Origin of the sequence: Marispirochaeta aestuarii, from assembly GCF_002087085.1 — a bacterium.
In the GTDB taxonomy this organism is placed as follows: domain Bacteria; phylum Spirochaetota; class Spirochaetia; order JC444; family Marispirochaetaceae; genus Marispirochaeta; species Marispirochaeta aestuarii.
This window is the reverse complement of record NZ_MWQY01000019.1, coordinates 47,110-72,767: the sequence shown is the minus strand read 5'-3', so window position 1 is coordinate 72,767 and position 25,658 is coordinate 47,110. Positions and strand designations below refer to the sequence as shown.

26 protein-coding genes and 1 tRNA gene are annotated in these 25,658 nt (G+C 52.5%); 18 read left to right on the top strand and 9 right to left on the bottom strand.

Features of this window, described 5'->3' with window-relative positions; translation table 11 throughout:
• On the top strand, nt 1-549 hold a 549-nt coding region (locus B4O97_RS15570), incomplete at its 5' end, for a transposase (RefSeq protein ID WP_143305744.1).
• 82 nt (nt 550-631) lie between these two features.
• The gene (locus B4O97_RS15565) at nt 632-1,189 is read left to right on the top strand and encodes an MBL fold metallo-hydrolase (protein WP_143305742.1); all 558 of its coding nucleotides are present in this window, start codon (nt 632-634) and stop codon (nt 1,187-1,189) included.
• Nucleotides 1,190-1,358: 169 nt separating this feature from the next.
• On the opposite strand, the gene B4O97_RS15560 is transcribed toward B4O97_RS15565, so the two are convergent.
• Nucleotides 1,359-1,430, bottom strand: a tRNA-Thr gene (locus B4O97_RS15560).
• 122 nt (nt 1,431-1,552) lie between these two features.
• Here B4O97_RS15560 and flgF point away from each other — a divergent pair.
• From flgF to tsaD, 8 genes are all read left to right on the top strand, one after another.
• The gene (gene flgF, locus B4O97_RS15555; RefSeq protein WP_083052232.1) at nt 1,553-2,401 is read left to right on the top strand and encodes a flagellar basal-body rod protein FlgF; all 849 of its coding nucleotides are present in this window, start codon (nt 1,553-1,555) and stop codon (nt 2,399-2,401) included.
• A 13-nt stretch (nt 2,402-2,414) separates the two neighbouring features.
• Nucleotides 2,415-3,209: a flagellar basal-body rod protein FlgG gene (flgG, locus tag B4O97_RS15550; RefSeq protein ID WP_083052230.1), complete on the top strand. Its 795-nt coding sequence runs from the start codon at nt 2,415-2,417 to the stop codon at nt 3,207-3,209.
• 36 nt (nt 3,210-3,245) lie between these two features.
• Nucleotides 3,246-3,965: a hypothetical protein gene (locus tag B4O97_RS15545; RefSeq protein WP_083052229.1), complete on the top strand. Its 720-nt coding sequence runs from the start codon at nt 3,246-3,248 to the stop codon at nt 3,963-3,965.
• Nucleotides 3,965-5,002 (top strand): flagellar basal body P-ring protein FlgI, encoded by a 1,038-nt coding sequence (locus tag B4O97_RS15540; protein WP_083052227.1) that lies wholly within the window; start codon nt 3,965-3,967, stop codon nt 5,000-5,002. Before B4O97_RS15545 ends, B4O97_RS15540 begins: the two co-directional genes overlap by 1 nt.
• Before the next feature lies 1 nt (nt 5,003).
• Nucleotides 5,004-5,315, top strand: a complete 312-nt coding sequence (locus B4O97_RS15535; RefSeq protein ID WP_083052226.1) for a rod-binding protein — start codon at nt 5,004-5,006, stop codon at nt 5,313-5,315.
• Nucleotides 5,316-5,468: 153 nt separating this feature from the next.
• On the top strand, nt 5,469-6,308 hold the full coding sequence (locus tag B4O97_RS15530) for a sigma-70 family RNA polymerase sigma factor (RefSeq protein ID WP_083052224.1): 840 nt from the start codon (nt 5,469-5,471) through the stop codon (nt 6,306-6,308).
• A gap of 43 nt (nt 6,309-6,351) precedes the next feature.
• On the top strand, nt 6,352-7,275 hold the full coding sequence (locus B4O97_RS15525; protein WP_083052223.1) for a divergent polysaccharide deacetylase family protein: 924 nt from the start codon (nt 6,352-6,354) through the stop codon (nt 7,273-7,275).
• On the top strand, nt 7,272-8,285 hold the full coding sequence (tsaD, locus tag B4O97_RS15520; protein WP_083052221.1) for a tRNA (adenosine(37)-N6)-threonylcarbamoyltransferase complex transferase subunit TsaD: 1,014 nt from the start codon (nt 7,272-7,274) through the stop codon (nt 8,283-8,285). Before B4O97_RS15525 ends, tsaD begins: the two co-directional genes overlap by 4 nt.
• 19 nt (nt 8,286-8,304) lie before the next feature.
• Here tsaD and B4O97_RS15515 read toward each other — a convergent pair whose 3' ends face one another.
• The gene (locus B4O97_RS15515; protein WP_083052220.1) at nt 8,305-9,246 is read right to left on the bottom strand and encodes a nucleotide-binding protein; all 942 of its coding nucleotides are present in this window, start codon (nt 9,244-9,246) and stop codon (nt 8,305-8,307) included.
• 114 nt (nt 9,247-9,360) lie between these two features.
• Between B4O97_RS15515 and B4O97_RS15510 the strand changes: the two genes are divergently transcribed.
• Nucleotides 9,361-11,112 carry a phospho-sugar mutase gene (locus B4O97_RS15510; RefSeq protein ID WP_083052219.1) on the top strand — a complete coding sequence of 584 codons (1,752 nt, stop codon included), beginning with the start codon at nt 9,361-9,363 and terminating at the stop codon, nt 11,110-11,112.
• Nucleotides 11,113-11,119: 7 nt separating this feature from the next.
• On the opposite strand, the gene B4O97_RS15505 is transcribed toward B4O97_RS15510, so the two are convergent.
• On the bottom strand, nt 11,120-11,407 hold the full coding sequence (locus B4O97_RS15505; protein ID WP_083052218.1) for a hypothetical protein: 288 nt from the start codon (nt 11,405-11,407) through the stop codon (nt 11,120-11,122).
• Nucleotides 11,408-11,464: 57 nt separating this feature from the next.
• Nucleotides 11,465-12,451, bottom strand: coding sequence for an HD-GYP domain-containing protein (locus B4O97_RS15500; RefSeq protein ID WP_083052217.1), 987 nt, complete (start codon nt 12,449-12,451; stop codon nt 11,465-11,467).
• 215 nt (nt 12,452-12,666) lie between these two features.
• Between B4O97_RS15500 and B4O97_RS15495 the strand changes: the two genes are divergently transcribed.
• Both B4O97_RS15495 and B4O97_RS15490 read left to right on the top strand, forming a co-directional pair.
• Nucleotides 12,667-14,730 carry a tetratricopeptide repeat protein gene (locus B4O97_RS15495; RefSeq protein ID WP_083052216.1) on the top strand — a complete coding sequence of 688 codons (2,064 nt, stop codon included), beginning with the start codon at nt 12,667-12,669 and terminating at the stop codon, nt 14,728-14,730.
• Between the two features lie 2 nt (nt 14,731-14,732).
• Nucleotides 14,733-16,295 (top strand): Ig-like domain-containing protein, encoded by a 1,563-nt coding sequence (locus tag B4O97_RS15490; RefSeq protein ID WP_083052215.1) that lies wholly within the window; start codon nt 14,733-14,735, stop codon nt 16,293-16,295.
• Nucleotides 16,296-16,333: 38 nt separating this feature from the next.
• On the opposite strand, the gene B4O97_RS15485 is transcribed toward B4O97_RS15490, so the two are convergent.
• On the bottom strand, nt 16,334-18,190 hold the full coding sequence (locus tag B4O97_RS15485; protein WP_083052214.1) for a histidine kinase dimerization/phosphoacceptor domain -containing protein: 1,857 nt from the start codon (nt 18,188-18,190) through the stop codon (nt 16,334-16,336).
• A gap of 18 nt (nt 18,191-18,208) precedes the next feature.
• Nucleotides 18,209-18,838 carry a DUF1349 domain-containing protein gene (locus B4O97_RS15480; RefSeq protein WP_158084335.1) on the bottom strand — a complete coding sequence of 210 codons (630 nt, stop codon included), beginning with the start codon at nt 18,836-18,838 and terminating at the stop codon, nt 18,209-18,211.
• 142 nt (nt 18,839-18,980) lie between these two features.
• Here B4O97_RS15480 and B4O97_RS15475 point away from each other — a divergent pair, with 142 nt between their 5' ends.
• Nucleotides 18,981-20,120 carry a cytochrome c biogenesis CcdA family protein gene (locus B4O97_RS15475; protein WP_143305740.1) on the top strand — a complete coding sequence of 380 codons (1,140 nt, stop codon included), beginning with the start codon at nt 18,981-18,983 and terminating at the stop codon, nt 20,118-20,120.
• 4 nt (nt 20,121-20,124) lie between these two features.
• On the opposite strand, the gene B4O97_RS15470 is transcribed toward B4O97_RS15475, so the two are convergent.
• Entirely contained in the window at nt 20,125-20,484 is a 360-nt protein-coding gene (locus B4O97_RS15470; protein WP_198947090.1) for an ArsR/SmtB family transcription factor, read from the bottom strand.
• Nucleotides 20,485-20,612: 128 nt separating this feature from the next.
• On the opposite strand from B4O97_RS15470, the gene B4O97_RS15465 reads away from it, so the two are divergent.
• The 4 genes from B4O97_RS15465 to B4O97_RS15450 are packed head-to-tail and all read left to right on the top strand — an operon-like array spanning nt 20,613 to nt 23,597.
• On the top strand, nt 20,613-20,852 hold the full coding sequence (locus tag B4O97_RS15465; RefSeq protein WP_083052211.1) for a thioredoxin family protein: 240 nt from the start codon (nt 20,613-20,615) through the stop codon (nt 20,850-20,852).
• Between the two features lie 8 nt (nt 20,853-20,860).
• A complete protein-coding gene (locus tag B4O97_RS15460) occupies nt 20,861-22,048 on the top strand; it encodes a permease (protein ID WP_083052205.1) in 1,188 nt (395 codons plus the stop codon).
• Between the two features lie 22 nt (nt 22,049-22,070).
• Entirely contained in the window at nt 22,071-23,123 is a 1,053-nt protein-coding gene (arsB, locus tag B4O97_RS15455) for an ACR3 family arsenite efflux transporter (protein WP_083052203.1), read from the top strand.
• 39 nt (nt 23,124-23,162) lie between these two features.
• Entirely contained in the window at nt 23,163-23,597 is a 435-nt protein-coding gene (locus B4O97_RS15450; RefSeq protein ID WP_083052202.1) for an arsenate reductase ArsC, read from the top strand.
• A gap of 25 nt (nt 23,598-23,622) precedes the next feature.
• Here the strand turns inward: B4O97_RS15450 and B4O97_RS15445 are convergent, their stop codons facing one another.
• Both B4O97_RS15445 and B4O97_RS15440 read right to left on the bottom strand, forming a co-directional pair.
• Nucleotides 23,623-24,729 carry a DUF362 domain-containing protein gene (locus B4O97_RS15445; RefSeq protein ID WP_083052200.1) on the bottom strand — a complete coding sequence of 369 codons (1,107 nt, stop codon included), beginning with the start codon at nt 24,727-24,729 and terminating at the stop codon, nt 23,623-23,625.
• A 288-nt stretch (nt 24,730-25,017) separates the two neighbouring features.
• Complete coding sequence (locus B4O97_RS15440) at nt 25,018-25,494, bottom strand: DUF4395 family protein (RefSeq protein WP_158084334.1); 477 nt, start codon at nt 25,492-25,494, stop codon at nt 25,018-25,020.
• Between the last annotated feature and the right edge of the window lie 164 nt (nt 25,495-25,658).

Below are 25,658 nucleotides of genomic sequence, written 5' to 3'. Positions count from 1 at the left end.
CGCGGTAAGGCCAGAGGAGCCTATGAGTTTGGAGCCAAGATCTCTGCTGCAATTACTGAACATGGTCTGATGTATATCGACCGGCTGGAATGGGAACCGTACAATGAAAGCGGCGACTTACAGATGCAGGTGGAACGCTATAAAGATCGATGTGGTCATTACCCAGAATCGGTACATGTGGATAAGATCTATCGGACGCGGGAGAACCGGGCCTGGTGTGAAGAACGTAGTATCAGATTATCTGGTCCTCCCCTGGGTCGTCCTGTAAACACTGCAGGAATTGATAAAAAGATATTGAGGGCGAAAAGAAAACAGGAACGCCGGGATGAAAGTATCCGCCAGGCAATCGAAGGTGCATTTGGTGTTGGCAAACGCAGATATGGAATGGACTGCGTGTATGAGAAACTCCGGATAACCAGTGAAACAACCATCATGATGAACATGCTGGTGATGAATATGGAGAAGATCCTCAAGGATCTTTATGCGCTTTTTCTTTCCGCTTTTCCTTCGGTAATATTTGATAGAAAACCGGTCATAATTGCCGTATAAACGGGGAAACTGAGTTTTTCAGGAGACCCTATTTATCGAACACCCTGAACTGGAAGCGGCTTTCCTGTGGGGAGGAATGGAGGTGAAGGATATCCGGAATAAATTCTTCAGGGCCAAGCCTTCGAAGGTAACGGGAACAGTACATGAAGAATCGGAAATAAGCAGCCTGTTCACGGTCCATCGTCTTCCCGGACATTACTTCAATATGGTCGGTATAGAGACGACGGACAACGTTCTGTTTATCGCGGATTCACTGTTCGGAAAACCGATTCTGGAAAAATATGGAATTCCCTTTATTTACGATGTAAGGGGATATATACGTACAATAGAATCAATAATGAGCAGAAAGATGAACTACTATGTTCCTTCCCATGCCGATATTACAACGGATATCCGTGAAATTGCCCAATTAAACATGGATGCAGTGAAAAGGATAGAAGATTTTATCGTGTCTATTCTTCAGGAAGCAAAGAATTATGATGTGATTCTGAAGACTGTGTGCGATGAATATGATCTGCAGCTTGACTATGCTCAGTATGCGCTGGTCGGATCTACCATACGTTCGTTCCTGTCCTGTCTGTACAATGAGGGCATGATACAGAGCGAGTTTGTCGATAATATCCTCTATTGGAAAAGTTGAACTATCACCTGCCTGTCCGCAAATGTATTCCCCCCCGACGGCTGCCTCTGAGTGTTTATGTTCTTTTCTTTACGGTAACTTTCCGGGAAGGAGGGATCATCCAGATGCAGATTATCACTCAATTCCTTTCAGGGCAATAAAAAAGCCTCCCCGAAGGGAGGCCTTGACGAGCCAGAAGTGAGATTTGAACTCACGACCTACGCTTTACGAGAGCGTTGCTCTACCCCTGAGCTATTCTGGCACTGCTGATTAAGCTCCTGCATTTATACCCCATCACCCTGTTTTATTGCAAGTAAGCTCATGTAAAAAGCGCTCAGGATCGGGGCTTCTTCCTTCGATAATGGAGTATAGAGGGAGGTATCCATGATACGCGGGATTTATACCGGCGCCAGCGGCATGATTGCCCAGATGCACAACCTTGATGCTATCTCGAACAACCTGGCCAACGTGGATTTGACGGGTTACAAAAAGGACACCCCGGTACACAAGGCCTTTCCGGAACTCCTTTTGCGACGAATGAATGACGACGGCGTCTTTACCATTCCCCCGGGATCGGTGGACCAGGCGCCGGTTATCGGCACTCTCGGCTCCGGCGTGGAGTACAACGAGAGCTACACCGTTTTTTCCCAGGGGGCCCTGAAGCAGACGGAGAATCCCTTCGATCTTGCCCTGGAAGGAAAAGGTTTCTTTACCGTCGATACCCCCCAGGGCGAGCGCTTTACCCGCAACGGTTCCTTCCACGTAAGCCCGGAAGGAATCCTGGTCAACAAGCAGGGACTCCCCGTGATGGGAGAGAACGGGATCATCCGTCTTAAAAAGAACAACTTTGTCGTCGACCAGGAGGGCCGGATCTGGCAGAACAGTACCTTTGCCGACGACCCCGAACGTCTTGTCTCCCTGGAAGAGAACGAGTGGGAGAACATCGAGCTTGTGGACCGTCTCAAGCTGGTGGATTTTCCCCGGGACAGGTACCTGAAAAAGCAGGGAGACAGTCTCTGGGTTAACGATCGCTTCTCCGGAGACCCCGTCGCCGCCGGTGTGGATGACGGACTCCAGGTGCGTCAGGGCTTCCTCGAGGGGTCCAACGTGAATCCGGTGCGCGAGATGGTGCGCATGATAGAAGTAAACAGGGCCTATGAGGCAAACCAGAAGACCATACAGGCCCATGACCAGATGTCCGACCGGCTTATAAACCAGGCTGTGCGGGTATAGGAGGTAAATCAGCATGATGCGTTCATTATGGACAGCCGCGTCGGGAATGACGGGGCAGCAGTTTAATATCGATACCATTGCCAACAACCTTTCCAATGTCAACACCACTGGGTTCAAGAAGAACCGGATCGATTTCGAGGACCTTCTGTACCAGACCTCCCGCATTGCCGGGACTCCGGCTACGGAACTGACCACCGTGCCGGTAGGCGTCCAGGTCGGTCACGGTACCCGGGTGGCGGCAACCCAGAAGCTCCATACCCAGGGGGCTCTGCAGGCTACGGACAATGTATCCGACCTTGCAATCCAGGGGGAGGGATTTTTCCGGGTCCTCCTGATCGACGGTACCTACGGCTATACCCGGGACGGTTCCTTCAAGATCGATTCACAGGGGCAGTTCGTTAACTCCAACGGGTATCGTCTGATGCCGGACCTGACCCTGCCCGAGGGTTTTGTGCGGGACAGCGTCAGCATTTCCCAGGACGGACGGGTAACCACCAAGGTGGCGGGGTCCGACGACCCCATCGAGGTCGGACAGCTTGAACTCTACCGCTTCGTGAATCCAGCGGGTCTCCAGGCGGTGGGAGAAAACCTCTACAAGGTCTCCAATGCCTCGGGGGACGCCATCGGCAGTCGTCCCGGATTTGACGGAATGGGAAAGACGATCCATAAATTCCTGGAAATGTCCAATGTTTCGGTGGTCAAGGAGATGGTCAATATGATCGTGGCCCAGAGAGCCTACGAACTCAACTCCAAGGCGATCCAGACTTCCGATTCGATGCTCGGCATTGCCAACAACCTCAAGCGCTGATCCTGATATACCAGGATAGAATGGGTATGCTGTGATATGAAGGTTTTTCCTGGGTTTTCCGTGCTGCTTATTGTGCTGGTTCTGACTGCGGGAATCGGTCGACTGAACGGGGAAACCTTCTATCTGGCTGAACAGGTCAGGGTCGGAGGAGATGTACGGATAAAGGATCTTTTCCTTGTGCCGGCAGCCCATGAACTGTACGATGAAGCCCTTCCTGTCGAGACGGAAGGGCGCTTTGTCTATCTGAGCCAGAAGGGTATTTCCGGTATTGTTCCGGGAGGTCTTCCCGGGGCGCTTATCGGCAGTGGAATCTGGTTGATTCCTGAAGGCTTTTCATCCGTAAATAACCATACCCTGGGCCCTCTGTTACGAAAAATTGAATCCCTGATCAGTCGGGAATCAGGAAACGGCGGGGACGGTTTCTCCATATCGGAAGCAGATATCATCCCGCTGTCCGGGGCACAGGACCTTCGTCCAGGCAGGCGGGGGTCAGGCTGGTTTCTCGAGACCGGAGATCCGGATCATAACCCGGTACCGGTGGTATTCCTGAAAACCCCGGAAAAGGATCGAGAACGGGTTCCGGCGGGAAGCCGTATTACCGTCTACATATCCCGAAAGGGCTTAATTATTGAGGCGGAGGGCAGGACCAATCGCGGTGCCGAAGTCGGCGACCGTGTGCCGGTTACCCTGACCCATACCCGCCGCAGGTTTGACGCCCTGCTTACAGGTCCCGGTGAAGGGGAGGTCAGGTTCTGATGAAGACACTACCACAGAAATATAAACTGATACTGCTCGCGGTATCCATCTTTTTTCTCAGCCCGGTTGTCGGAAATCCCCCGCTTTTTGCCCAGGATGAGATCCGTCTGCGGGAGATATCGGTGGTAGAGGGGTTCAGGGAGAACCAGCTCGCCGGACTCGGCATTGTGACCGGCCTTGCGGGTAAGGGGGACTCCCAGTCTTCTCCCCTTATGAGGCGCTTTCTGGCAAACATGGTATCCAACTTTGCTGAGCAGGTGAGCGAACGGGATATCCGCAGCAAGAACAGCGCCGTGGTGCTGGTGACCGCGGATCTTCCCGCCTATGTGCAGCCGGGAGAGCGTATAAGCGTACGGGTGTCCAGTATCGGCGATGCAAAATCCCTGATCGGCGGGGTGCTTCTGCAGACAGCCCTGAAAGGAGCGGACGGTGCCGTATACGCTGTGGCCCAGGGCAGTATCCCGGGTATAAGCGGTTCCTCCAACGATACTGTAGCTTCTCTGCCCGGCGGCGGAATAATGGAACGGGCGGTAAACTCCCGGGTCAGCGAAAACGGTACGGTCAGCATTCTTCTCAAGGAACCTGATTTCAGTACTGCCGCGGCGGTTTCCAGGGCCATCCGGGAGAACAGTGAGTTTGAGGTGGCCTTTGCCGATGCAGCCCGGATCAGTGTGCGGATTCCCGAAGAGTACGCAGAACGAACGGTGGAAATGATTGCCCAGCTCGAGAACCTCAGCGTACCCCCCGGCTTTACCGACCGGGTGGTGGTCAATCCCCGCACCGGTGTTGTGGTGATGGGAAAAGACGTCCGCATAGGAAAGGTGGCAGTCTCGTATCAGGGGCTGAAAATCAGCATAATGGATGACGATCTTTATTCCGATAAGGAGAGTGAGAGCTTCCTGATTGAGCAGCGGCCGACTGTTGAGGACTTTGTTGACCTTCTGCGGGAGATCGGGGTCGATACCAAGGGTCTTATCGAAATCCTGCAGGCCGTTGATCATGCCGGAGCTCTCTACGGAACCCTGGAGGTAATGTAAGATGGAATTGAATACCCTGCAGATGATGGAGAGTTACAGGCCGCTGAACACCCCGAAGGCCCCCAAAGCCGGCGATCAGCAGGCTCTCAAGGAAGCCTGCAAGGAGTTTGAAACCATCCTGCTGGAGCAGATGCTGAACAGCATGCGCAAAACGATAAATAAAAGCGGTCTTATGCAGGGGGGAATGGCGGAGGATATCTTTGAGGACATGCTCTATGAAAAATATGCCCGGAAGATGTCCGACTCCGCAAATCTGGGACTCGCCGACATGCTCTACAGGCAGCTTTCACAGAAACATACACTTCCGATCTGATGTGTATACTTTTGTATAACAAATAACCCCAGGGGATCCGGAAATAAGCCAGTCGGTATTCAAATATCTACACTGTAAAGATTTATTATCCCCATAGACCGATCGTCTCAATTGGCACGGACTTTGCATATATACTTGTGTAAGGAGAGTGCCATGAAAGCTAGAAAGGCTACCCGGAGCGAAGACTCCCTGAAGGCCTACTTCCAGCAGATAAAAACGACACCCCTCTTGAGTTTTGAGGAAGAACTGGATTTATCACGCCGCATTATGCAGGGTGACGAGCTTGCCCGGGAAAAACTGATTAAGGCCAATTTACGACTTGTTGTTAAAATCGCCAAGGCCTACGCCTCGACGGATGTAAGCTTTCTCGACATTGTACAGGAAGGTAATCTGGGCCTTATAAAGGCCGCAAGTAAATATGACTACAGAAGGAACGTTCGCTTCAGCACCTATGCTGCCTGGTGGATCAAGCAGTCCATAGTCCGGGCTCTGTCGAATAAACGGCGGGTCATTCGTCTGCCCCACCGCAAGGAAGAAGCCCTGAAGAAGATTCAGAAAACCTATTATACCCTTACCCAGCGCCTGCAGCAGAAACCGACCGTCGACCAGGTGGCCCGGGAGCTGGGAATGGCGGCCGAAGAGGTCGGATCGCTGCTGAATGCTTCCAGTGCCATTGCCTCCCTGGACAGCGATGAGAATTTCGAATCCGGAACCCTGATGGACATGTGCGAGGACTATACCTACGATCCGGACAGCGAACTCATAAAAAAAAGCATGCACGAAGATACCATGCGCTTTCTTGAACACCTGATGGAAAAGGAACGACAGATCCTGCTGTACCGCTTTTCTTTCTACGGCGGTAAGAAGTATACCCTCAAGTCCATCGGTGAGCGTATGGGAATCTCTCCGGAAACAGTCCGCCAGATCGAGATGCGGGCCATCAGAAAGCTCCGGGAACATGCCGACGAACTTCGGGAGTATGTATATCAGTAGGATTGATTGACCCTCGGGAATAATATTCGTACCATTGGTGGGAATGAGAAAATCCGGCTCCACCGGTACCCGGGGAAAATCAAAATTATATTTTAGTTACCTGCTTCTCGGTACGACAGCGCTTATGCTTGGAATATCCATCGCCCTTGTCCGGGGCTGGATGGAAAGAACGGAAACCGACAGGGCGGTACTGCCTGTTTCAGAGCCTGAAAGACCGGTGGAACCCCCTGTGATTGTTCCTTCAAAACCGGAAGGAAAGGCATCTGCCGTCCTTCCCGTGGCACCTGAAGTTTTTATCGTCATCGACGATGTGGGCAACAGTCTTGAAGAACTGGAACCCTTCCTCTCCCTTCCCATACCTGTAACCTTTGCCGTGATGCCCCGGCGCCGCTATACCAGAGAGTCAGTGGAGCTTATCCAAAAGGCAAAAAAGTATTATATTATGCATCAGCCCATGGAACCTGTGGGCGATGCCGATCCAGGGGAGGGGGCAATCTTTACCGGCATGAGCAAAGAGGAAATCTACACCCTGCTCGACACAAATCTTGCAACCCTGGGTGGAGCCCCGGGTATCAATAACCATATGGGATCAAAGGCCACGGCGGACGGAGAAACCATGAGGATGGTTCTGGAGTATCTGAAGGAACGAAATATGTTTTTTCTCGATTCCGTAACCACCGGAGAAAGCGTCGCAGGAAGGATCGCAGCGGAGATTTCTTTGCCGTATGCAGAAAGGAACAGCATGTTTTTAGACAACGAACGAGAACGGGATTATATTGAACGGGCCCTGCGGTCGGGCTTTTCCCTGGCTGAGACCAGCGGAAGGGCCGTTATGATCGGGCATGTGTGGGATGAGCACCTGGCTGAGCTGCTTCTTGATCTCTATCCGGAGTTCACCGAGAAGGGGTTCAGCTTTGACGATATTGGATCGATGATCTACCTGGGAAGGCTGGATCTGGAGGAATGAAGGTTCTTGGTATAGAGACCTCCTGTGACGAGTGCAGTATCGCTGTTGTTGAAAACGGAAGGCACATCCTCAGCAGCATCGTCGCAACCCAGATAGACATTCACCGTCCCTTTATGGGGGTGGTCCCGGAGATCGCCTCCCGGACTCATACCGAGTGGATCCGGGACACCTTTACCGAGACCCTGCACCGCGGAGAGCTCGCCCTGGAAGATCTCGACGGCATCGCCGTCACCAGCCGACCCGGCCTGGTGGGCTCCCTTCTTGTGGGGCTCTCCTTCGCCAAGGGACTGGCCCTGGCCCTCGGGATTCCCTATACCACGGTAAACCACGTAAAGGCCCATCTCTACGCCCCTCAGCTCGAGAGGGAAATATCCTATCCCTTTCTGGGGCTCCTGGTCTCCGGCGGGCACACCATGATCTGCAGGGTCGACGGGGTGGATGACATTCGGGTAATGGGAACTACCATCGATGACGCCTGCGGCGAGGCTTTTGACAAGGTGGCAAAATACTACGACATGGGATACCCCGGAGGGGTTGCCATCGATCGCCTGGCGCAGACGGGTAATCCCCAGGCCTTCGCTTTTCCCGGACCCAACCTGCACAAAGGCGATCACCGCTACGATGTCAGCTATTCCGGCCTTAAAAATGCGGTTATCAACCAGATCGACCAGTTCTGGGACGGGGTTTCCGAAAAGTCCCTGGAGAATATCGCTGCCTCTTTCCAGAAGAGGGCGATCGATATTCTGGTAAAACGGCTTTTACGGGCGGTTGAGGATACGGCTCTTGATCGTGTGGTAGTCGGAGGCGGCGTTGCAGCCAACAGCTACCTGCGTTCAAGCCTGGCGGATGTCAGGGGGCTGGAGGTGCTGTTTCCCCCCCTGGAACTCTGTACCGACAACGGTGCCATGATCGCCGGTCTTGGCTATCATTACCTGAAGGAAGGACGAATCTCTCCGCTTTCCGAGGCCGCTTCCGCCAGGGTAGAAGGTTTCCGTAAAACCTATCCCTGATCACCGGAAAGCACTCTTTCTACAATTCTTCAACATCCCCGTCGTGAAGCTCCGGACCTTCCCCTTTCAGCCGGGAGATCAGGTTCGAGGCCAGAATGTCGAGCTTGCGGCTGAACTCCGACCCCGGAGACAGCTCGATAAGAGGCGACCTCCGGATAAGGGCGTTTCGTGCCGACTCATCGTAGGGCAGAAACGAGAGATACTCCATTTCAATCCCGATGTTTTTGCGGCTTATGTCCCTGAGTTTTTTCCCGATCTGCAGGTCCATTTCCGATCTGCCCATGTTTACCACGACCCGCGGTACAAGTTTCCTGAGGTTTTCCTTGAGGTTGAGGCCGGATTCGGGGTTTACCGCGTACAGCGCATCGAGCAGGTCGTAGAGCGAACCTTCGCCGCCTTCAATCTTTGTACCCACAAAATCCTGCACCATGGCGCGTTCGCTCGATTTCGCAGGGAAACTCCGCAGCATCAGCCTGAAGACAGCTGTTTTCAGAAAGGAGTAGGCATTCAGAATGGATGTCGGTTCTCCGGTGGTGACGATCAGTCCGGACCAGGCGGAAAGGAAAAAATCCACCGTGTTGTAGGAACTCCCGGCACCCAGATCCAGAAGAACGATATCCGCTACCGAGTTCTGCAGTTCCCTGATGATCTTCTGCTTGGTAAAGAAGGGAAGGTTGGCTGTGCCCGGAAGAAGGGAGTCTCCGGGAATCAGGAAGAGTTTGGGATACTCCGTTGGAAGAATACACTCCTCCAGGTTCTCCGCCTGTTTGTAGATGTATCCGCCTATGCCGGTGTGCTTGTTTTTAACGCCGATAAAAGAGTGAAGGTTCGATCCCCCCAGGTCCAGATCAACCATGATAACGGTTTTTCCTTTCCGGGCGAGGCTCAAACCGAGATTGGCGGTGATCAGGGATTTCCCGACCCCTCCTTTTCCGCTTGCTACAGGTACTAATGAAACCACGTTTTCAGCATAGGAGAGAAGCCCTCCCTTGGCAAGGATCTTTTTTTGTTTGATAACGGTTCTTGTTGCGCTCCATCCTCTTTCGTGCTACGAATTCAGTAAGGAGAAGAAAAAATGGATAGAAATGAACTGATCTCCAGGGCAAAGGAATATATACAGCAGGAAAAACACGACTATTTCCGGCAGGAGATGGAGAATCTTCTGGCGGCGGAAAACTGGGATGAGCTCTCCGATCGCTTTTATACTCAGCTCGCCTTCGGTACCGGCGGCCTGAGGGGGGTAATCGGCGGCGGCTACAACCGCATGAACCCTCTCATGGTCCGCAGGGCAACCCAGGGACTTGCATACTATATACGGGAGAACTCCGGTTCGGAAAATCCCTCGGCGGCCATCGCCTACGATTCCCGCAGGTTCAGCAGGGATTTTGCCGAAACAGCCGCCAGGACCCTCTGCGCCAACGGCATAAAGACCTATCTGTTCAGTTCCCTTCGGCCGACTCCGGAACTCTCCTTCGCCGTTCGGAAACTGGGATGTACTTCGGGCATTGTCATTACAGCCTCCCACAACCCGAAGGAATACAACGGATATAAGGTCTACTGGGACGACGGCGGGCAGATCATAGAACCCCATGACAAGGGTATTATCGAAGAGGTGCGTTCCGTGGAAGGGGACGTTCCGGATATGGAATTGAAGCAGGCAGAGGACGCCGGTCTTCTGGTAACGATAGACAGGGAAATCGACGACGCCTTTGTGGAGCTTATAAAGTCCTACAGCTTCCGGCCGGATCTGGTAAAGGAGCGGGGACGGGAACTCAAGGTCGTGTATACGCCCCTCCACGGTACAGGAACCATGATGGTGGAGAGGATTTTTTCAGAGGCCGGTATACAGGTGATAAGCGTACCTGAGCAGAGGGAGCCGGACGGAAACTTCCCCACCGTGGAGTTTCCCAACCCCGAGGAGGCCTCTGCCATGAAGATGGCCCTGGCTCTTGCGAAAAAGGAGAAGGCCGACCTGGTAATGGGAACCGATCCCGATTCAGACAGGCTGGGAATAGCCGTCCCCGACGAGCAGGGCGAGTATGTCCTTGTAAACGGAAACCAGCTCGGCTGTCTGCTGGAGGATTATATACTTCTTTCCCATAAAGAAGCGGGGACCATGCCCCCCCGGCCCCGGGTGGTCAAGACCATTGTCACCACGGAACTTCAGCGCCTTATAGCGGAAAGCTACGGAGCCGGGACCTATGACGTGCTTACCGGGTTCAAGTACATCGCCGATCTGATAAAGAAATTCGAGTTTACCGACGAGGATTACATCTTCGGTGGAGAAGAGAGCTACGGATACCTGATAGAAACCGAAGTCCGGGACAAGGATGCCATATCGGCGGCCTTTTTAACAGCGGAAATGGCCCTCTATAATCGCTCCCTGGGACGCTCGGTACTGGACCATCTGAAGGATATCTACAGCCGTTTCGGTCTTTTCCGGGAGAGCCTCATCTCCGCCTATTTCAAGGGGCAGAAGGGACTGACGATAATGGGTGACCTGATGGAGCGGCTCAGAAAAGAGCCCCCGGAGAGAATCGGATCCCGCAAAGTCACCATGATCAAGGATTATCTCTACGGAACAAGCTACTACATGGAGGAAGGGGACAGCGACGACAACATCGATCTGCCTTCTTCAAATGTTCTGCAGTTCTTCCTGGAGACCGGGGCAGTTGTAACCGCCAGACCATCGGGAACCGAGCCGAAGATAAAGTTTTATGCCTCCTGCCGCTCCGCTGCGGGGGTTCCGCTGGAAGAAGCAGAAGAGGATGTCGCCGCGCAGCTTGAGGAGATCCGAAAGGAGCTTGAATCCTGGATTCCGGACTGATTGAAGTTTATCGATGCCGCAGCCGCCGGGCCCTAAGGGCCTGGTTGAGCTGCTCCCGCACACGGGTCTCATCCAGAACTCCACGGTCCATCTGTTCCTGGGATTCCCGAAGGTAACGTTCTTCCATATCGTAGAGTTCGTCTCCCAGGGTCCCCCGCCAGATCAGTTCCGTGAGCAGCAGGGGTTCCTCACGGTAGGTCAACAGGCGTTCTGTCATCTGTATGCTCAGATACCAGCGCAGATCATCTATTTCGAGGTCGTACTCTTTAAGAAGGTCCCGTATGTTTACGCTCATGGTTCCCGAGTATGCAACGGGGAGCAGTAATTACGCAAGGTGGAAAGAGCCTGATACTCAGGTTCCCAGAATTGATCGGTAGGTCTTGTGATTCGAAACGGATGAAAAATCCGTAAGGCTGTAGGCAAAATCTTCAAAGATCCGGCGGTTGAATCTGCCCAGGTCAGTCTCTTCCTTCAGGAGTTTCAGCGCGCTGATCGGTTTCATTGAGTTCCTGTATGGGCGCTCGTCATTCGTGATTGCCTCGTAACAGTCGATTACACTGAGGATCTGTCCAATATCGGATATGTCGGTAGTCCCCCGGGGGTACCCGCTGCCGTCGAGTTTTTCGTGATGTTCCAGGGTTCCGGGGAGGGTCTGGAGCAGGTCCGAGGCGTAGGTTTCCAGTATGTCCGCCCCTATTTCCGGGTGTTTCTTCATGATAAGAAACTCGGAACTGCTCAGGTTCCGGGGGGCAGTCAGGATTTCCTGGGGAATTTCAGTTTTTCCCACGTCGTGGAGCAGGGCTGCAAGACCGATGGTTAAGGTCTCTTCCCTGGAACGGCAGGTATAAAAGCAGTATCCCACTGCAAGAGCCATGACATTGATGGAATGGATAGCCGTTGAGTAGTCAGAGTGGGAAATTTTTGCCAGGTTTTTAATTACGCTGGGCTGCCGGGAGTAGCCGTCAATTATGGCCTCCATGGCCTCCGGTACCACCGCCAGACTTCCGGCCCGGGGTTCAGCCAGGGTTTCGTCGATTATACTGATCAGTTCTTCTTTTACTTTCCTGGTTCCCTGGGAGATTATACTGCCGGAGAAATTATTGCTGAATCCCCTCTGGGCCTCCTGAAGCGCCCGGATTTTATCTTCAGGTTTAACATACAGATCCCCCAGGAAAGGCTTCTTTTTAAGGCTCTCATCGGTGAAATTCATACCCGCAGGTTTGTACAGGACGATCTTGCCGAAGGGATTCTTGAAATACAGCTCGATATTATCGTAATACTTGAGGTTTGTGGCGCGTACTTTAATCCAGTCCTGATCAATAATAGGTAATCTGCTCATACTGTTTATTTGTGATCTGCAATATACCTCAAAGCTCAGGAGAAAACAAGGTGTAAGAAGAGCAGTACGTACGAAGAAAGCCGGGAGAAACAGCAGCAGTATTCTGGCACATTCGCAAAAAAGTGCTATACTTGTAGGTAGACAAAGACCTTAGTCCTGCCTGCTTTGTTGAGCTTCGGCATTTGCCTGCAAATAATGCCTGGTAGGTGACGGCTATGAAAAAGTATGGAATGCTCCCCGCCTTGCTGCTCCTGTGTTCCGGTTTTATTTTTTGCCAGTCCGGAGATATAAACATAAGCGCCCGGCCCATGCTTACTGTACCCCTTGGTCCCGAGCTGGATGATGGAACCGCCTTTTACACCGCCGGCGGAGGCGTCAGCCTCGAAGGTACCTATACTCCGTCTTCTCTGCCGTATCTTCTTTCCGGACTTCTGCTGGATGCAACGGTGGTACCGATAAACGGTTCCGATCAGAACGCCAGTTTTCTCAGTATCGGGCCAAGTCTCGGATTACAGTATCAGCCGATAGCCCGTCTGAATCTGGGACTTCGGGGTTTCGGCGGTATCTATATGGGAATTATAGAAGCTGGGTCCGTACGTGATCCTTTCTGGGGGGGAGGGGCCTTTGCCGCCTACCGTATAAATCCGGGTTTGAGCATTGGTCTGGATGCCGAGTATCGTGATTATATGACAAGCGGTGAGTCTGCCCTTCAGGGGCTGAGTTTTGGTCTGGGGGTCCGTTACCAGCTTGGGGGCGCCTCCAGGGGGGCAGACCTCTACTATGTCCCGGAGCTTATACCCATATTTCCGCTTTTTTATTCTTATTACGAAAATAACCCCGCCGGTGTACTTCACCTGGAAAACCGGGACTCCTTACCCCTGAACAGCCTTAAGGTCAGTTTTTATGTCCGGCAGTTTATGGACCAGCCGAAGCTGTGCGCCGAGTACAGGACCTTTCCGGCCGGTGCACAGGAGACGGTTCCTGTATATGCCCTGTTTTCCGAGGAGATATTCCGGGTGACCGAAGGCACCAAGGTCGCGGGGGAACTGCTGCTGGAGTACGACTATATCGGAACATCCATGAGTACCACCGTACCGGTTACCGTAATCGTAAATAACCGGAACGCCATGACCTGGGATGATGACCGCAAGGCTGCGGCCTTCGTTACCGCCCGGGACCCCCTGGTCATGAGTTTTGCCAAGAACGTCGCCGCCGTTGTGGGTTCCGATAAATCCACCGCCATCAACGAAAACTTTCGCACCGCCCTTGGCGTTTACGAAGCCCTGGGAGTATACGGCATGGGATATGTTCAGGACCCGACTACTCCCTATGCCGAATTCTCTGCCAACAAAGAAGCCCTTGATTATCTTCAGTTTCCGAACCAGTCCATCGCCTACAAGGCGGGAGACTGCGACGATCTCTCCATTCTGTATGCAGCTCTGCTGGAGTCAGTGGGAATCAGGACGGCTTTTATAACCGCCCCCGGTCACATCTACATGGCCTTTGCCCTTGGAATGGCCCCGGAGCAGGCGGAGAAGCTGTTTATTGACACCCGGGAACTGATCTTTCGTGAAGATGATACCTGGATTCCCGTGGAAATAACCCTTGTGCGTGAAGGCTTCCTGAAATCCTGGCAGATCGGCGCCAGGGAGTGGCGGGAGACCAGTGAGGCCGGAACAGCCGGTTTCTATTCCGTCCGGGAGGCCTGGAAGCTTTATGAACCCGTCGGTTTCGCAGCAGGGGGAGCAGGCATCATGCTTCCCAACGAGGATCGGCTGATGGAAAACTACCGGAAGGCCCTGATTACCTTTATCAACCGGCAGATCGAACCCAGGGTAATTGAACTGAATGGACAGCTCGCCTCGGCGACAAATACCGTCTGGACCAGGAACAAGCTGGGGATTCTCTATGCCCGCTTCGGTGTGCTGGATAAAGCGGCGGAGCAGTTCAGGGCCATACTCAGGATCAGTGAATATGTCCCCGCCATGGTCAACCTGGGAAATATATACTACCTGCAGGGAGAGATGTCCCGGGCCCTGGAGTATTACGACCGGGCGAGCAGGACGGCTCCAAACAACAGTAAGGCCCTCCTGGGGGTGGCCAGGGCGAGTTACGAACTGGAACGCTACGATGAGACCGACAGGGCTCTGCAGAAACTCCGGAGCACTGCTCCGGGACTGGCATCGGAGTTTGCCTATCTTGGATCAGCGCAGGAGGGGACCGGACGGGCTTCCCAGGCGCTTAAGCGGGAAGTGGGCAGCTGGGACGAGGAGGAGTAGACATGAAACGGTTAATCGGTATTTTTATGCTCTCTGCAGCCTTGCTCCTTGTTACAACCTGCTCGGAACCCATAGATTTTGTCACGGAGGTCGAGACTGAGGTAAAGATCGCGAATGATCTGTTTTTGGAGGTGGTAAGTTTTAGTCCGGGAAAAGGCGCTGAAAATATTAATCCGCAGGATCCTCTGGAAATAGAATTCGACAGGTCTGTTGCTCTAACGTCAGTAAGTTCTGACACAGTGTATATCAGCGATGGGACAAGCGGACTCGCCTTTGATAATCCTGATTTTAACAGTGTAACAAACGTTCTGACCATACGACCGGAAACCCCCTTCCAGAGTGAGCACTCGTACACTATAACCGTGAATGGGGTGCGTGGAACTGATAACAGCTCCTTACAGGAGAGCGTTTCATGGGGATTCACTACCGGCAAATTCCCGGCAGGATCATTTACTGTCATCAGTCAGAATCCAGCCAGTCTCAGTGGCTATACGGATTCACGGACTGTGAATATCGGTATTTCTGTAAATGATGCTGGTTCGTCAATCGACTATGTGGTCAGTGAAAACGAGAACTTTGGGGATCCGAAAGTAAATGGTTCATTAAGCGCCTTAACAGCAACAACAGTTCCCTTTGAATTATCCACAGGCGAAGGTAATAAAACTGTGTGGTTTCGAGTTTCATGTACGATAGGCGGCACATATATTATAGGAAATCCTGTAGCAGTTAACATTAAGTTGGACAGTCTCGATCCTGTCGTATCAGGAGTATCCCTGGCCGGAGGAGCCTCATATTCTACATCAACCGCTGTACCACTTACATATTCAGTGTCCGACGCGGGGAGCAGTTCTCTTAGTGAGCTCTTTGTTAAGGTTGATACTACGGATATCGCAGGCTTGTTTACACATATATCAAGTTCACCCGTATCGACAAATGCCTATTTTGGTGCGGCAAATTATGTGAATAAATCTGCAACAGTTACAGTGTATGATCGGGCGGGCAATTTCTCCCAGGATTCCGATACGATTTACATCGATTCTATTCCTCCGAATGCCCCGTCTGTATCCGGAACATCACCTACTTTGGACCGTACACCCACGTGGAGCTGGTCTACCGGGGGTAACGGCGGAGCTGGCGTCTATCAATACAGATTGAACAGCGGGAATTGGAGCAGTTCTACCACAGCAACCAGTTATACACCCGGATCGAGTCTTGCGTATGGAAGCAATACAGTGTCTGTCATGGAACGGGATGCCCGATACAACTGGTCGCCTGCAGGGAGCAGGATAATCTATGTTTCACCTGTATATCCATTCAATAAGGAGAAGGGGGTTTCCCTGACCCCGACGATACAATGGCCGGGCACATTTCTTGCCACCTACGATCTGCAGATATTGAACGGTCATGTTTGGACAACAGTTGCTCCAGGTCTGGATGTTAATTATTTTATTGTCCCTCTTTCACAGAAACTTCAGCCTGGTGTAACCTATACATGGCGTTATGTTACCCATTCACGTGGGGGTACGGTTTATAGTTCGAGCTATATATTTACAACAGAAGAATAATCTGTATATTAATTATGTATGGCTAAGTATCAACTCTATCACTCCTCGAACTCCACGCTGAAGGTCGCGCCCTGGTTACTGTTGTAGCTCAAGGTACCGTCCAGCTGGGATGTCAAAAGCTGTATCAGTCGCATGCCAAGGGATGCAGATGATTCCAGTGAGAAATCGGGATTCAGGCCGCTGCCGTTATCCTTGACTGTCAGCACAATGGTATGCGTTCCAGTTTTTTTCCCAAGGGACACATGGATTCTGCCTTCTGAACGGTCCCGGAACGCATGCTTGATGGCGTTGGTAATCAGTTCGTTGATGAGAATTCCGCAGGGAACAGCGCTGGTTATATTCAGCTGGATGTCCTCGAGGTCGGCATCAATCCTTATCAGCGGAGGTCTTCCCAGGGAGGCATTCAGTTCGCTGATAAGTTTCCGTATATACGTTGACATGGTAACACTGGAAAGGCTTCCGCTGTTGTAGAGGGAATCATGTATCATGGCCATGGAGTGGATACGTTTTGCCATATCGTCAAAGGACTGACGGGCCGATACCTCGGTCTGGAACTCGTTCTTTTGCAGATTCAGCAGACTGGCCACGATGTTCAGGTTATTTTTTACCCGGTGATGAATCTCCCTCAGGAGTGTTTTCTTTTCTTCGATTTCACGGTGCAGGGCTTCGCGGGCTAATTTTCTGTCCGTTATGTCCCGGATTATTCCGATTTTACCGATGGTTTTTCCCCGGTTATCCAGATACCTGGGAATGCTTATTTCCGCCGGAAAAACTGAACCGTCCTTCCGTTTAAGAGCTACCTCCAGGAGGGTGCCGGTTCTGTCTGTGGATTTTTCTGAAAGCAGATTCCCGATCTTATCAAAGTCACTTCGGGATGCATAAATCAGGGATGTATCCTTTCCGGCAATCTCGTCCAGGTCATACCCGAACATGCTCTGCAGGGCAGGCTGGTTGGCATCAATGATGCGTCTTTGTTCGTCGGTGACAAAAATAGCATCACTGATGCTGTTAAAAAGGTTTTTGTAGCGCAGTTGTTCCAGTCGGGCTTTTCGGGAAAGGGAGAACATCTTCCGGGCCAGGAGAAAAAGGCCGCCGCCGGAAAACAGCGCAATTATTATGGTCATGAAGAAAAAGGGCTGCATTACGCGGAAGTACTCGATCTGCCAGCTGTTTTTAGGCATCACCAGCATCTGCCAGACTTCATCTGTTATCTGCATTTTCAGGTTTATGGGATTTTCTCCCGGTTCAGGACCGAAAAACAGGCGCTGCTGTGCATCCAGCAGGGTTATAGAAATCTTCCGGGCATCTTGTATTCCGCTTTCCCGATAAATGGGTGGCATATCGAGTACGATGGTTACAAGGCCCTGAAAGCTGTCGTCTCTGAACAAGGCTTTTCGGGCGATAAGTCCCTGACCGCCCTGACGCAGTTCGTAAGGGCCGCTGATTATCAGCTCCCCGGTTTCCATGGCGAGCTTTATATCCTTTTGAACCTCCGGTCTGGGATCCTTCAATAGATTATGACCGGAAACAATCTCGTTCGTTCGCAGGGGATACACATACTTCTGGATTCCCCCCGGGGCTATGGATATGTTGCGTATCCCTTTTTTTTCATCAAAGATACCTGCGGCGAAATCATTGAACGCGGTGGATACGGTCTCTTCGGGGACCGCACTCGCAAAGGAGGCCAGCCCTTCAACCAGGGCAAAGCGCTCCTTTATTGCCCCGATGAAGGATTCCCGGTAGGGAAGGGCGAGTTCAACAAAATGGTTACGGGTGTACTCTCTGGCCAGGGCGAAGTACCAGCTGTTTACTATTCCCCATATTGTACCTACAAAAAGTACCACCGCCAGCAGGCCAAGAATCTGTCTTTTTATTTCCTCATTAACCTTTTTCATAAAAAACGATATGCCTGCTTATTCTCCCGATTTGAAATTTTCAACGGTATCCTTGGAAAAGACTAATTCTCTGAATCCCGCACTGCAGCCATCGCTGTAGGGAGACTGAACATGAATTCCTGTAAGAAGAGCCTCTCCGTCGGGAACAGGAAAACGGAAGTTTCGTGCAAAACGCCAGATCTTTCCATCCAGACTGTAATGAAATCCCACCAGGCCCCCCCGCCGGGTGATCCGTAAAAAGGCTTCCGGCTGGGTGAGCAGCTCGTTGTTGGCATCATCCGAGTAGCCGTCGGTCACGACGCTGACAATGTTGATTTCTCCCGCGGGGCTTCTCTCTATGCAGAGTTTTGCCCATCTTTCCGCTGACAGACGAATGGTCAGCCCGCCGGCATCACCGAATGCCTTGAGATCAGCCTTCAGGTGCGTTTTAACGGAGAAGTCACCAGAAACCGGATAAAACAGGAAGTGGGCATTGTCCTTCGGCTGGACTCCCCGGGGGGAACGGAAAAAATCGGTTTCCGGTTCAGAGGTAATAATCATCGATCCTTTTTCGATCACCCATTCCGCCGGAGGATTAAACCATTCGAAACCAGGGATTTCAGGCTGTGCTGAAAGAAGATCGGTATCGACAGGAGGATAGTTGTTCATGTGGAGATACTCCTTTTTCATTCTGTGAAGCGAAGCTTAGTTGAGTCAGTATACCATTGATCCGCTGATCTGCATCCTCTAAATTTCAGTGACAGCAGTCGTGGAATGTGATAGTTTCCCTAAGGACATGGAAAGATCATTCTTGTTTACTGCATTGCTCATTATTCTCCACTGCTCCGGCTCCACCCTTCTGGGTGAAGAGGGGAGTCCCGTCGTCTTTGATTACTACGGCGAAATCGGCTGTACCCACTGTGATCTGTTTGCAGAAAAGGTACTTCCCCAGGCGGAGGAGGAGGCCGGCATCAGGGCCTCGGCCAACTACTACGATATTCTGTCCCGGTCAGGATATGAACGCTGCGAACAGGAGCTTTCCCGGCGGGGCTATGAATTTACTGTTTTCCCGGTTCTCGTTATCGGCAATAACGTCTACCAGGGAAACAGTGCCGTGGAAGAGAACCTTCCGGAAGAATTAATCCATTTTGCAGAGCATGGGGAATACCGCCCCCGGGTCCCGGAAAAAGGGACGGCGAATAAGAGCTCTCCGGTAAGCCTTGCTGTGGTGCCTGTGTTTCTCGCCGGCCTCATCGATGGTGTTAATCCCTGCGCTTTTGTGACGATGCTCTTTTTTATTTCCTGGATTACCTTAAGGGGAGGCGGACGTCGGCGTATTCTCTTATCCGGCGGCGCTTTTATCTCGGGCGTTTTTATTGCCTACCTGGGGATCGGCTTCGGGCTGCTGGCTTTTCTACGCAGCGCCTCTGCCATGGATCTTTTGCGTCTGGCAGTTCGGTATCTGTTTGCTGGTATGGCCCTGCTGCTGGCGCTGCTTTCCTTCAAGGATGCTCTCCGGGCAGGCAGTGGGCAGGCCGGTACCATGCTCCTTCAATTGCCGAAAGGACTGAAGAGGCGAATCCATGGGGTGATTCGAAGGAACCCTTCGGGAAAGGGCACTCCGGTTGTCCCGCTGCTTATCGCATTTGTTGTTTCCGGATTTATTGTCGCCCTGCTTGAGCTCGCCTGCACGGGACAGATCTACCTTCCCACCATCGCGTACATGCTTCAATCCGGGGCAGGGAAAGGGGCGGGTATACAGATATTCTGGCTTTTTGTATATAACCTGGCTTTTATTCTGCCCCTTACCGGGATTCTCGTCCTTGCCCTTGCGGGGGTGGAGCAGCAGTTTATCAGGGACTGGTTCAGCAGGCATATTCCCGCAGGTAAGACTGCCATGGGACTGCTCTTCCTTCTGCTTGCGGTTCTGATCTGGTTCGGCGGAGTATAGTGCTTCAGGTACGGGATGTTTCCATTACCTCGCTGTAATGCTGGAGCTTCTGCTCCATGAGTGGAAGAAGATGGCTTACCGCTTCAATCACGCACCGGCAGGTAAGGGAATAGAATACCTGGTTTCCCCGTTTTTCATCCCGGACAACCCCGGCATTCTTCAACAGGGACAGGTGCTTGGATACGGTGGAGGTATCGGCGCCTATCATGGCTGTGAGCTCGCAGACACAATGGGGTTCTCTTCCCAGGGCTTCAACGATCAGCAATCTCGACGGATGCCCCAGGGCCTTTAATACCCCGGCGAGTTCTGATATCCGCTGCATGTTCGGCTGCCCGCCGGCCTCTTCCGGATTTGTACAATACATGATGACAGTATACCTTCCTGTAATGTTCTTGGCAAGATGACCAAATAACCTGGTCGGGACTTGCAAGTTCTTGTGTATTTGGCTATATTGCCAAGTGTGCTATCAGATTGATTTTACAGGAGGCAATAATGATCATTCAGGTCCTGGGCGCCGGCTGCCCGAAATGCAGAATGCTTGAAGAACAGGCGCGTCTGGCGCTTGCGGATGCGAATATCGATGCAGAGATCGTCAAGGTCACCGACATCGATACAATAATGGAGATGGGGGTAATGATGACTCCCGCCCTGGCAATAGACGGGAAGGTCGTGAGTTCCGGCAAGGTCCTGAAAAAGGATCAGATCATCCCCATGCTGCAGGAAGCTGAATAACCTCCGCCATGGCAAAGAAAGCGTTGTCGCCGAATCGGCTACTCCTGATTACCCTCGGAGTATTCCTTTGTGCATACTTCGTTCCCTTTGATGCTCCCCGGGTAATCGTCGCGATTCAGGAGGCATTCTTGATGCTTTCGGAATACGCCCGGCAGCACGTGCTTCTGTGCGTTGTTCCGGCCATGTTCATTGCCGGAGCAATTACGGTCTTTCTGAACCAGCAGGCGGTAATCCGCTATCTCGGGCCCTCCGCACCGAAGCTGCTGGCCTATTCGGTTGCCTCGGTTTCGGGTTCGATACTGGCGGTCTGCTCATGCACGGTCCTCCCTCTGTTCAAAGGGATTTACAAAAAAGGTGCAGGCCTGGGGCCTGCTGTTTCGTTCCTGTACTCCGGACCGGCAATAAATATTCTGGCCATCGTTCTCTCCTACAAGGTATTCGGCTGGGAGCTGGGCCTCGCCCGCATGATGGGTGCGGTGCTGTTTGCCTTTGTAATCGGATACCTGATGCAGGTAATCTACCGAAGGGAGGATGAGGCACGCCTCGCCGACGAGCGCATGTTCTCCTATGCAGGGGAGGATGAAAAAGGTCGGAGCCTTGGTCAAACCGTCGTCTACATGGCCTCCATGGTGGGAATCCTCGTTTTTGTGAACTGGGCTCCTTCCCGGGGAACGTCGGTGTTGTGGGACGCCGTCTATACCGGCAGGTACTGGATTACCGCAGTCTTTGCCGCTGTCCTGATCTACAGCCTGGTCCGATGGTTCAGCCGGGATGATCTGATCGAATGGACTGTAACTACCAGGGATTTCAGCCTCCAGATTCTTCCCTACCTTTTCGGCGGAGTACTTATAGCAGGTTTTCTCCTTGGACGTCCCGGTCACCAGGCCCTGATCCCTGGGGAATGGATAGCTGGACTCGTGGGGGGAAATTCAGTCTGGGCCAATTTTTTCGCCTCCATCGCCGGGGCCTTCATGTATTTCGCCACCCTGACGGAGGTCCCTATTGTGCAGGGATTGATGGGAAGCGGAATGGGGAAGGGGCCCGCCCTGGCGCTGCTCCTGGCCGGTCCCAGTCTTTCCCTGCCCAACATGCTGGTAATTCACGGCGAACTTGGCTGGAAGAAGACCGCCACCTATGTGATGCTGGTGGTTCTTCTCTCTACCGCTGCGGGAATTCTTTTCGGAACCCTGAACTGAGATTTTGAAAGGAGGCATATGTATGTCGACGGCGGAAAAAAAACGGATAAGCTTTTTCGAAAAATATCTCACCCTGTGGGTTGCGCTCTGTATTGTGATCGGAACACTGATCGGAAGGTTCCTGCCGGCAGTGCCGGAGTTCCTGTCCACCCTCGAGTACGCCCGGGTCTCTATTCCGGTAGCGGTTCTCATATGGCTCATGATATATCCCATGATGCTGAAGATCGATTTTACCAGTATCGTGAAGGCCACTAAAAAGCCGAAGGGGCTGACGGTTACCACCGTAACCAACTGGCTCATAAAGCCCTTTACCATGTATCTTATCGCCTTTTTTTTCCTGAAGATTCTGTTCAGGCCCCTTATCAGCGATAATCTTGCAACGGAGTACATCGCGGGAGCTGTTCTGCTCGGAGCTGCCCCCTGTACCGCCATGGTATTTGTGTGGAGTTACCTTTCCGACGGGGATCCTGCCTATACAGTGGTGCAGGTGGCGGTGAATGACCTGATCATACTGGCCGCTTTTACGCCGATTGTTGCTTTTCTCCTGGGAGTCAGCAATATCCAGGTGCCCTACGATACGCTTCTCCTGTCGGTGCTCCTCTTTGTTGTAGTACCCCTTGCGGGGGGATACATTTCCCGGAGGCTAATTACAGCACACCGGGGACTGGATTATTTCGAGAATGTCTTTCTGAAGAAATTCGACAACACCACAATCGGCGGACTGCTGCTGACACTGATAATCCTCTTCTCTTTTCAGGGGGAGATAATCCTGAATAACCCCCTTCATATCGTGCTGATTGCGGTCCCCCTGGTGGTACAGACCTTTCTTATCTTCGGCATTGCCTACGGCTGGGCCAAGCTCTGGAAGCTTCCCCATTCCATTGCTGCTCCCGGGGCAATGATCGGAGCGAGTAACTTCTTCGAGCTTTCCGTGGCGGTGGCAGTCAGTCTTTTCGGCCTCCAGTCAGGCGCTGCCCTGGCAACGGTTGTGGGCGTTCTGGTGGAGGTGCCGGTCATGCTGGCCCTGGTAAGGATAGCCGTTTCCACCCGGAGCGCATTTCCGGCCCAGGCCTGAGCATGCATATTGTATACTATGGAGTATGGAGAAAGCAGAATGGACAATAAACCTGTAAATGTGTTGTTCATCTGTGTGCACAACAGTGCACGCAGCCAGATGGCGGAAACCTTTTTGAATGATCTTGGTAAAGGAAGGTTCAAGGCTCTGAGTGCCGGTCTTGAACCGGGCAAACTGAATCCCCTGGTGGTCAGGGCGATGGCGGAGCTGGGGTACGATATCTCAGGCAACTCCACCAACAGTGTATTCGACTATGCCCGGGATCGCCGGTCCTTCGACATCGTGGTTGCCGTATGCAGTAAAGAGGCCCAGGAACGCTGTCCCATATTCCCCGGAAAAGGGATCCGCCTTCACTGGCCCTTCGATGATCCCTCATCCCTGGGCGGCAGCGAAGAAGAACGCCTGGCGGAAACCAGGCGCATACGGGACCAGATACGAAGGACAATCCTGGAATTCATAGCAGAGTATTCCTGAATCAGACAGGACTCCCGTTCTCCGTTTATATGCTGATCAGCTCGTATTCCCGGCTGCCGATTCCCATGTTGACCGCATGTTCTACGGCGGAGCGCCAGTCGGTCTCCGGGCTGGTGTCGGTAAAGTGATCGTTGTGCCGGGACCCGTGTTTTTCCAGCAGGCTTCCCGCATGGACGGGCTGCCGGTTTACAGCGTCGGCGCAGGCCACATCCAGGGCCACCGGATCAAAGGAGGCGAACATTCCCACATCCGGTACGATGGGAATATCGTTTTCAGAGTGGCAGTCGCAGTAGGGGGATACATCGATAACCAGGCTTATGTGGAAATGGGGTTTTCCGTTGAGCACCGCCCAGGTGTACTCCGCCATCTTTCTGTTCAGGATATCGTTGGACTCGTCCGAGGCCGGCCGTACCGCGTCGGTGGGGCATACCCCGATACAGCGACCGCAACCGACGCACCTGCTGTGATTGATCAGGGCGGTCCCGTTGGTAATGGTAATTGCAGAGTGAGCGCAGTTGCGCACGCAGGCCCCGCAGGCTATGCATTTGCCGGCGTTTACGTGGGGTTTACCGCTGGAGTGCATCTCCATCTTGCCGGCCCGGGACCCGCAGCCCATCCCGATGTTCTTTATGGCCCCTCCGAACCCGGTAAGCTCATGACCCTTGAAATGGTTCAGGGAGATTATAATGTCCGCATCCATTACCGCCCGTCCAATCTTGGCCTCCTTGACGTACCTACCTCCTTCCACCGGCACCAGGGCCTCATCGGTTCCCTTGAGGCCGTCGGCAATCAGGATATGACAGCCCGTTGAAAAGGGTGAGTAGCCGTTGATGTAGGCGGTCTCCAGGTGGTCCAGGGCGTTCTTTCTTCCCCCCACGTAGAGGGTGTTGCAGTCGGTCAGAAAGGGCCTGCCCCCCAGGCTCTTTATGACATCCGCAACTGTCCTGGAATAATTAGGGCGAAGAAACGCAAGGTTTCCCAGCTCTCCGAAGTGGATTTTTATGGCCGCGTATTTCCTTTTGAAATCGATCTGTTCAATTCCGGCGGTTTTAATCAGCCGTTCGAGCTTCTGCTGCTGATTCTCCCTGGATGTTACATGCATATTCGTAAAATAGACTGTTGATTTTGCCATACCTGATCTGTCTCCTGCTGTTCGAAGTATTCTGACGTTCCGCACTATAGCATATTTTATATTTTAATTCATTGACCACAGCCTTTACAGATCTCCGGCGGATAAAACGAAGGATATTCAAAATGCAGAATTTTCAAAAAGGATTAGCGGTAACAGAGGCAGCAGCGGACAGAACCCTCACGGATTTATAGAGACAGGCGGCTGAAAGAATAACTCCCCTTTCATGGTGGGTAATGCATGTGTCGGGAAAAAGGCCATGGAGGAGTAGTTCTTTTTTGGGGGAGGGTATTATATGCCGTCACCGCCGGGCAGCACACAGTCGGTGCACAGATCTTCCTTCGCCAGTCCCAGGCGGATCAGCAGGGCGAATATCCGGCAGCCGGCGCAGAAGCGGAAAGTCCCTTCCAGAAATGAGAAGAGTGCAAGTACTGCAAGCAGCAGGACGGCAGCCTGGTGAATCCGAAGGACCACCAGAAGACCCGCGGCGAGAGACATGAAGGCCCCGATTCCTGCGGCAAAACGCTTCGGTTTTGCCCGTATCAGCCGCGGCGCAAAGCGAAACAGTCTTCCCCCCAGGAGTCTGGAAACCGCAGCGGTCAGGCTCAGCGTACCCCATCCTGCCGCCCTGAAGGTGAAATCCGCAAGAAGAAAACACAGAAGCCCCAGTGCGGCCGGAGTACTTTGTCGCGTGGTAAGGATCAGAGCCATAAGGGAGAGACCGAAAACCTGAACGGCAATACCCCTGATAACTCTCTCATTTACCATCAGCGATTGAGTACGTCGGCTGTAATAGTGAGGATTATTCATAGTAATTAAATTATATATAAATACTACTAAAATAGTCAAGAAAATAGGGAATATTTCATACCGAAAAACATCCGGTTCGAACAGCCGCGTTTCCCCTAAGGTTTTCATACCCTCGTGTTACA

Bases quoted from the DNA above. Each gene is read 5' to 3' on its own strand.
- B4O97_RS15505 (WP_083052218.1), bottom strand. From the start codon at position 11,407: ATGAGCGTAAACATACGGGACCTTCTTAAAGAGTACGACCTCGAAATA.
- B4O97_RS15450 (WP_083052202.1), top strand. From the start codon at position 23,163: ATGGACAATAAACCTGTAAATGTGTTGTTCATCTGTGTGCACAACAGT.
- B4O97_RS15490 (WP_083052215.1), top strand. From the start codon at position 14,733: ATGAAACGGTTAATCGGTATTTTTATGCTCTCTGCAGCCTTGCTCCTT.
- flgG (WP_083052230.1), top strand. From the start codon at position 2,415: ATGATGCGTTCATTATGGACAGCCGCGTCGGGAATGACGGGGCAGCAG.
- B4O97_RS15440 (WP_158084334.1), bottom strand. From the start codon at position 25,494: ATGGTAAATGAGAGAGTTATCAGGGGTATTGCCGTTCAGGTTTTCGGT.
- B4O97_RS15445 (WP_083052200.1), bottom strand. From the start codon at position 24,729: ATGGCAAAATCAACAGTCTATTTTACGAATATGCATGTAACATCCAGG.
- B4O97_RS15470 (WP_198947090.1), bottom strand. From the start codon at position 20,484: ATGTATTGTACAAATCCGGAAGAGGCCGGCGGGCAGCCGAACATGCAG.
- B4O97_RS15530 (WP_083052224.1), top strand. From the start codon at position 5,469: ATGAAAGCTAGAAAGGCTACCCGGAGCGAAGACTCCCTGAAGGCCTAC.
- B4O97_RS15460 (WP_083052205.1), top strand. From the start codon at position 20,861: ATGGCAAAGAAAGCGTTGTCGCCGAATCGGCTACTCCTGATTACCCTC.
- B4O97_RS15545 (WP_083052229.1), top strand. From the start codon at position 3,246: ATGAAGGTTTTTCCTGGGTTTTCCGTGCTGCTTATTGTGCTGGTTCTG.
- B4O97_RS15535 (WP_083052226.1), top strand. From the start codon at position 5,004: ATGGAATTGAATACCCTGCAGATGATGGAGAGTTACAGGCCGCTGAAC.
- B4O97_RS15540 (WP_083052227.1), top strand. From the start codon at position 3,965: ATGAAGACACTACCACAGAAATATAAACTGATACTGCTCGCGGTATCC.
- B4O97_RS15485 (WP_083052214.1), bottom strand. From the start codon at position 18,190: ATGAAAAAGGTTAATGAGGAAATAAAAAGACAGATTCTTGGCCTGCTG.
- B4O97_RS15465 (WP_083052211.1), top strand. From the start codon at position 20,613: ATGATCATTCAGGTCCTGGGCGCCGGCTGCCCGAAATGCAGAATGCTT.
- B4O97_RS15495 (WP_083052216.1), top strand. From the start codon at position 12,667: ATGAAAAAGTATGGAATGCTCCCCGCCTTGCTGCTCCTGTGTTCCGGT.
- flgF (WP_083052232.1), top strand. From the start codon at position 1,553: ATGATACGCGGGATTTATACCGGCGCCAGCGGCATGATTGCCCAGATG.
- B4O97_RS15480 (WP_158084335.1), bottom strand. From the start codon at position 18,838: ATGAACAACTATCCTCCTGTCGATACCGATCTTCTTTCAGCACAGCCT.
- B4O97_RS15510 (WP_083052219.1), top strand. From the start codon at position 9,361: ATGGATAGAAATGAACTGATCTCCAGGGCAAAGGAATATATACAGCAG.
- B4O97_RS15500 (WP_083052217.1), bottom strand. From the start codon at position 12,451: ATGAGCAGATTACCTATTATTGATCAGGACTGGATTAAAGTACGCGCC.
- B4O97_RS15525 (WP_083052223.1), top strand. From the start codon at position 6,352: ATGAGAAAATCCGGCTCCACCGGTACCCGGGGAAAATCAAAATTATAT.
- arsB (WP_083052203.1), top strand. From the start codon at position 22,071: ATGTCGACGGCGGAAAAAAAACGGATAAGCTTTTTCGAAAAATATCTC.
- tsaD (WP_083052221.1), top strand. From the start codon at position 7,272: ATGAAGGTTCTTGGTATAGAGACCTCCTGTGACGAGTGCAGTATCGCT.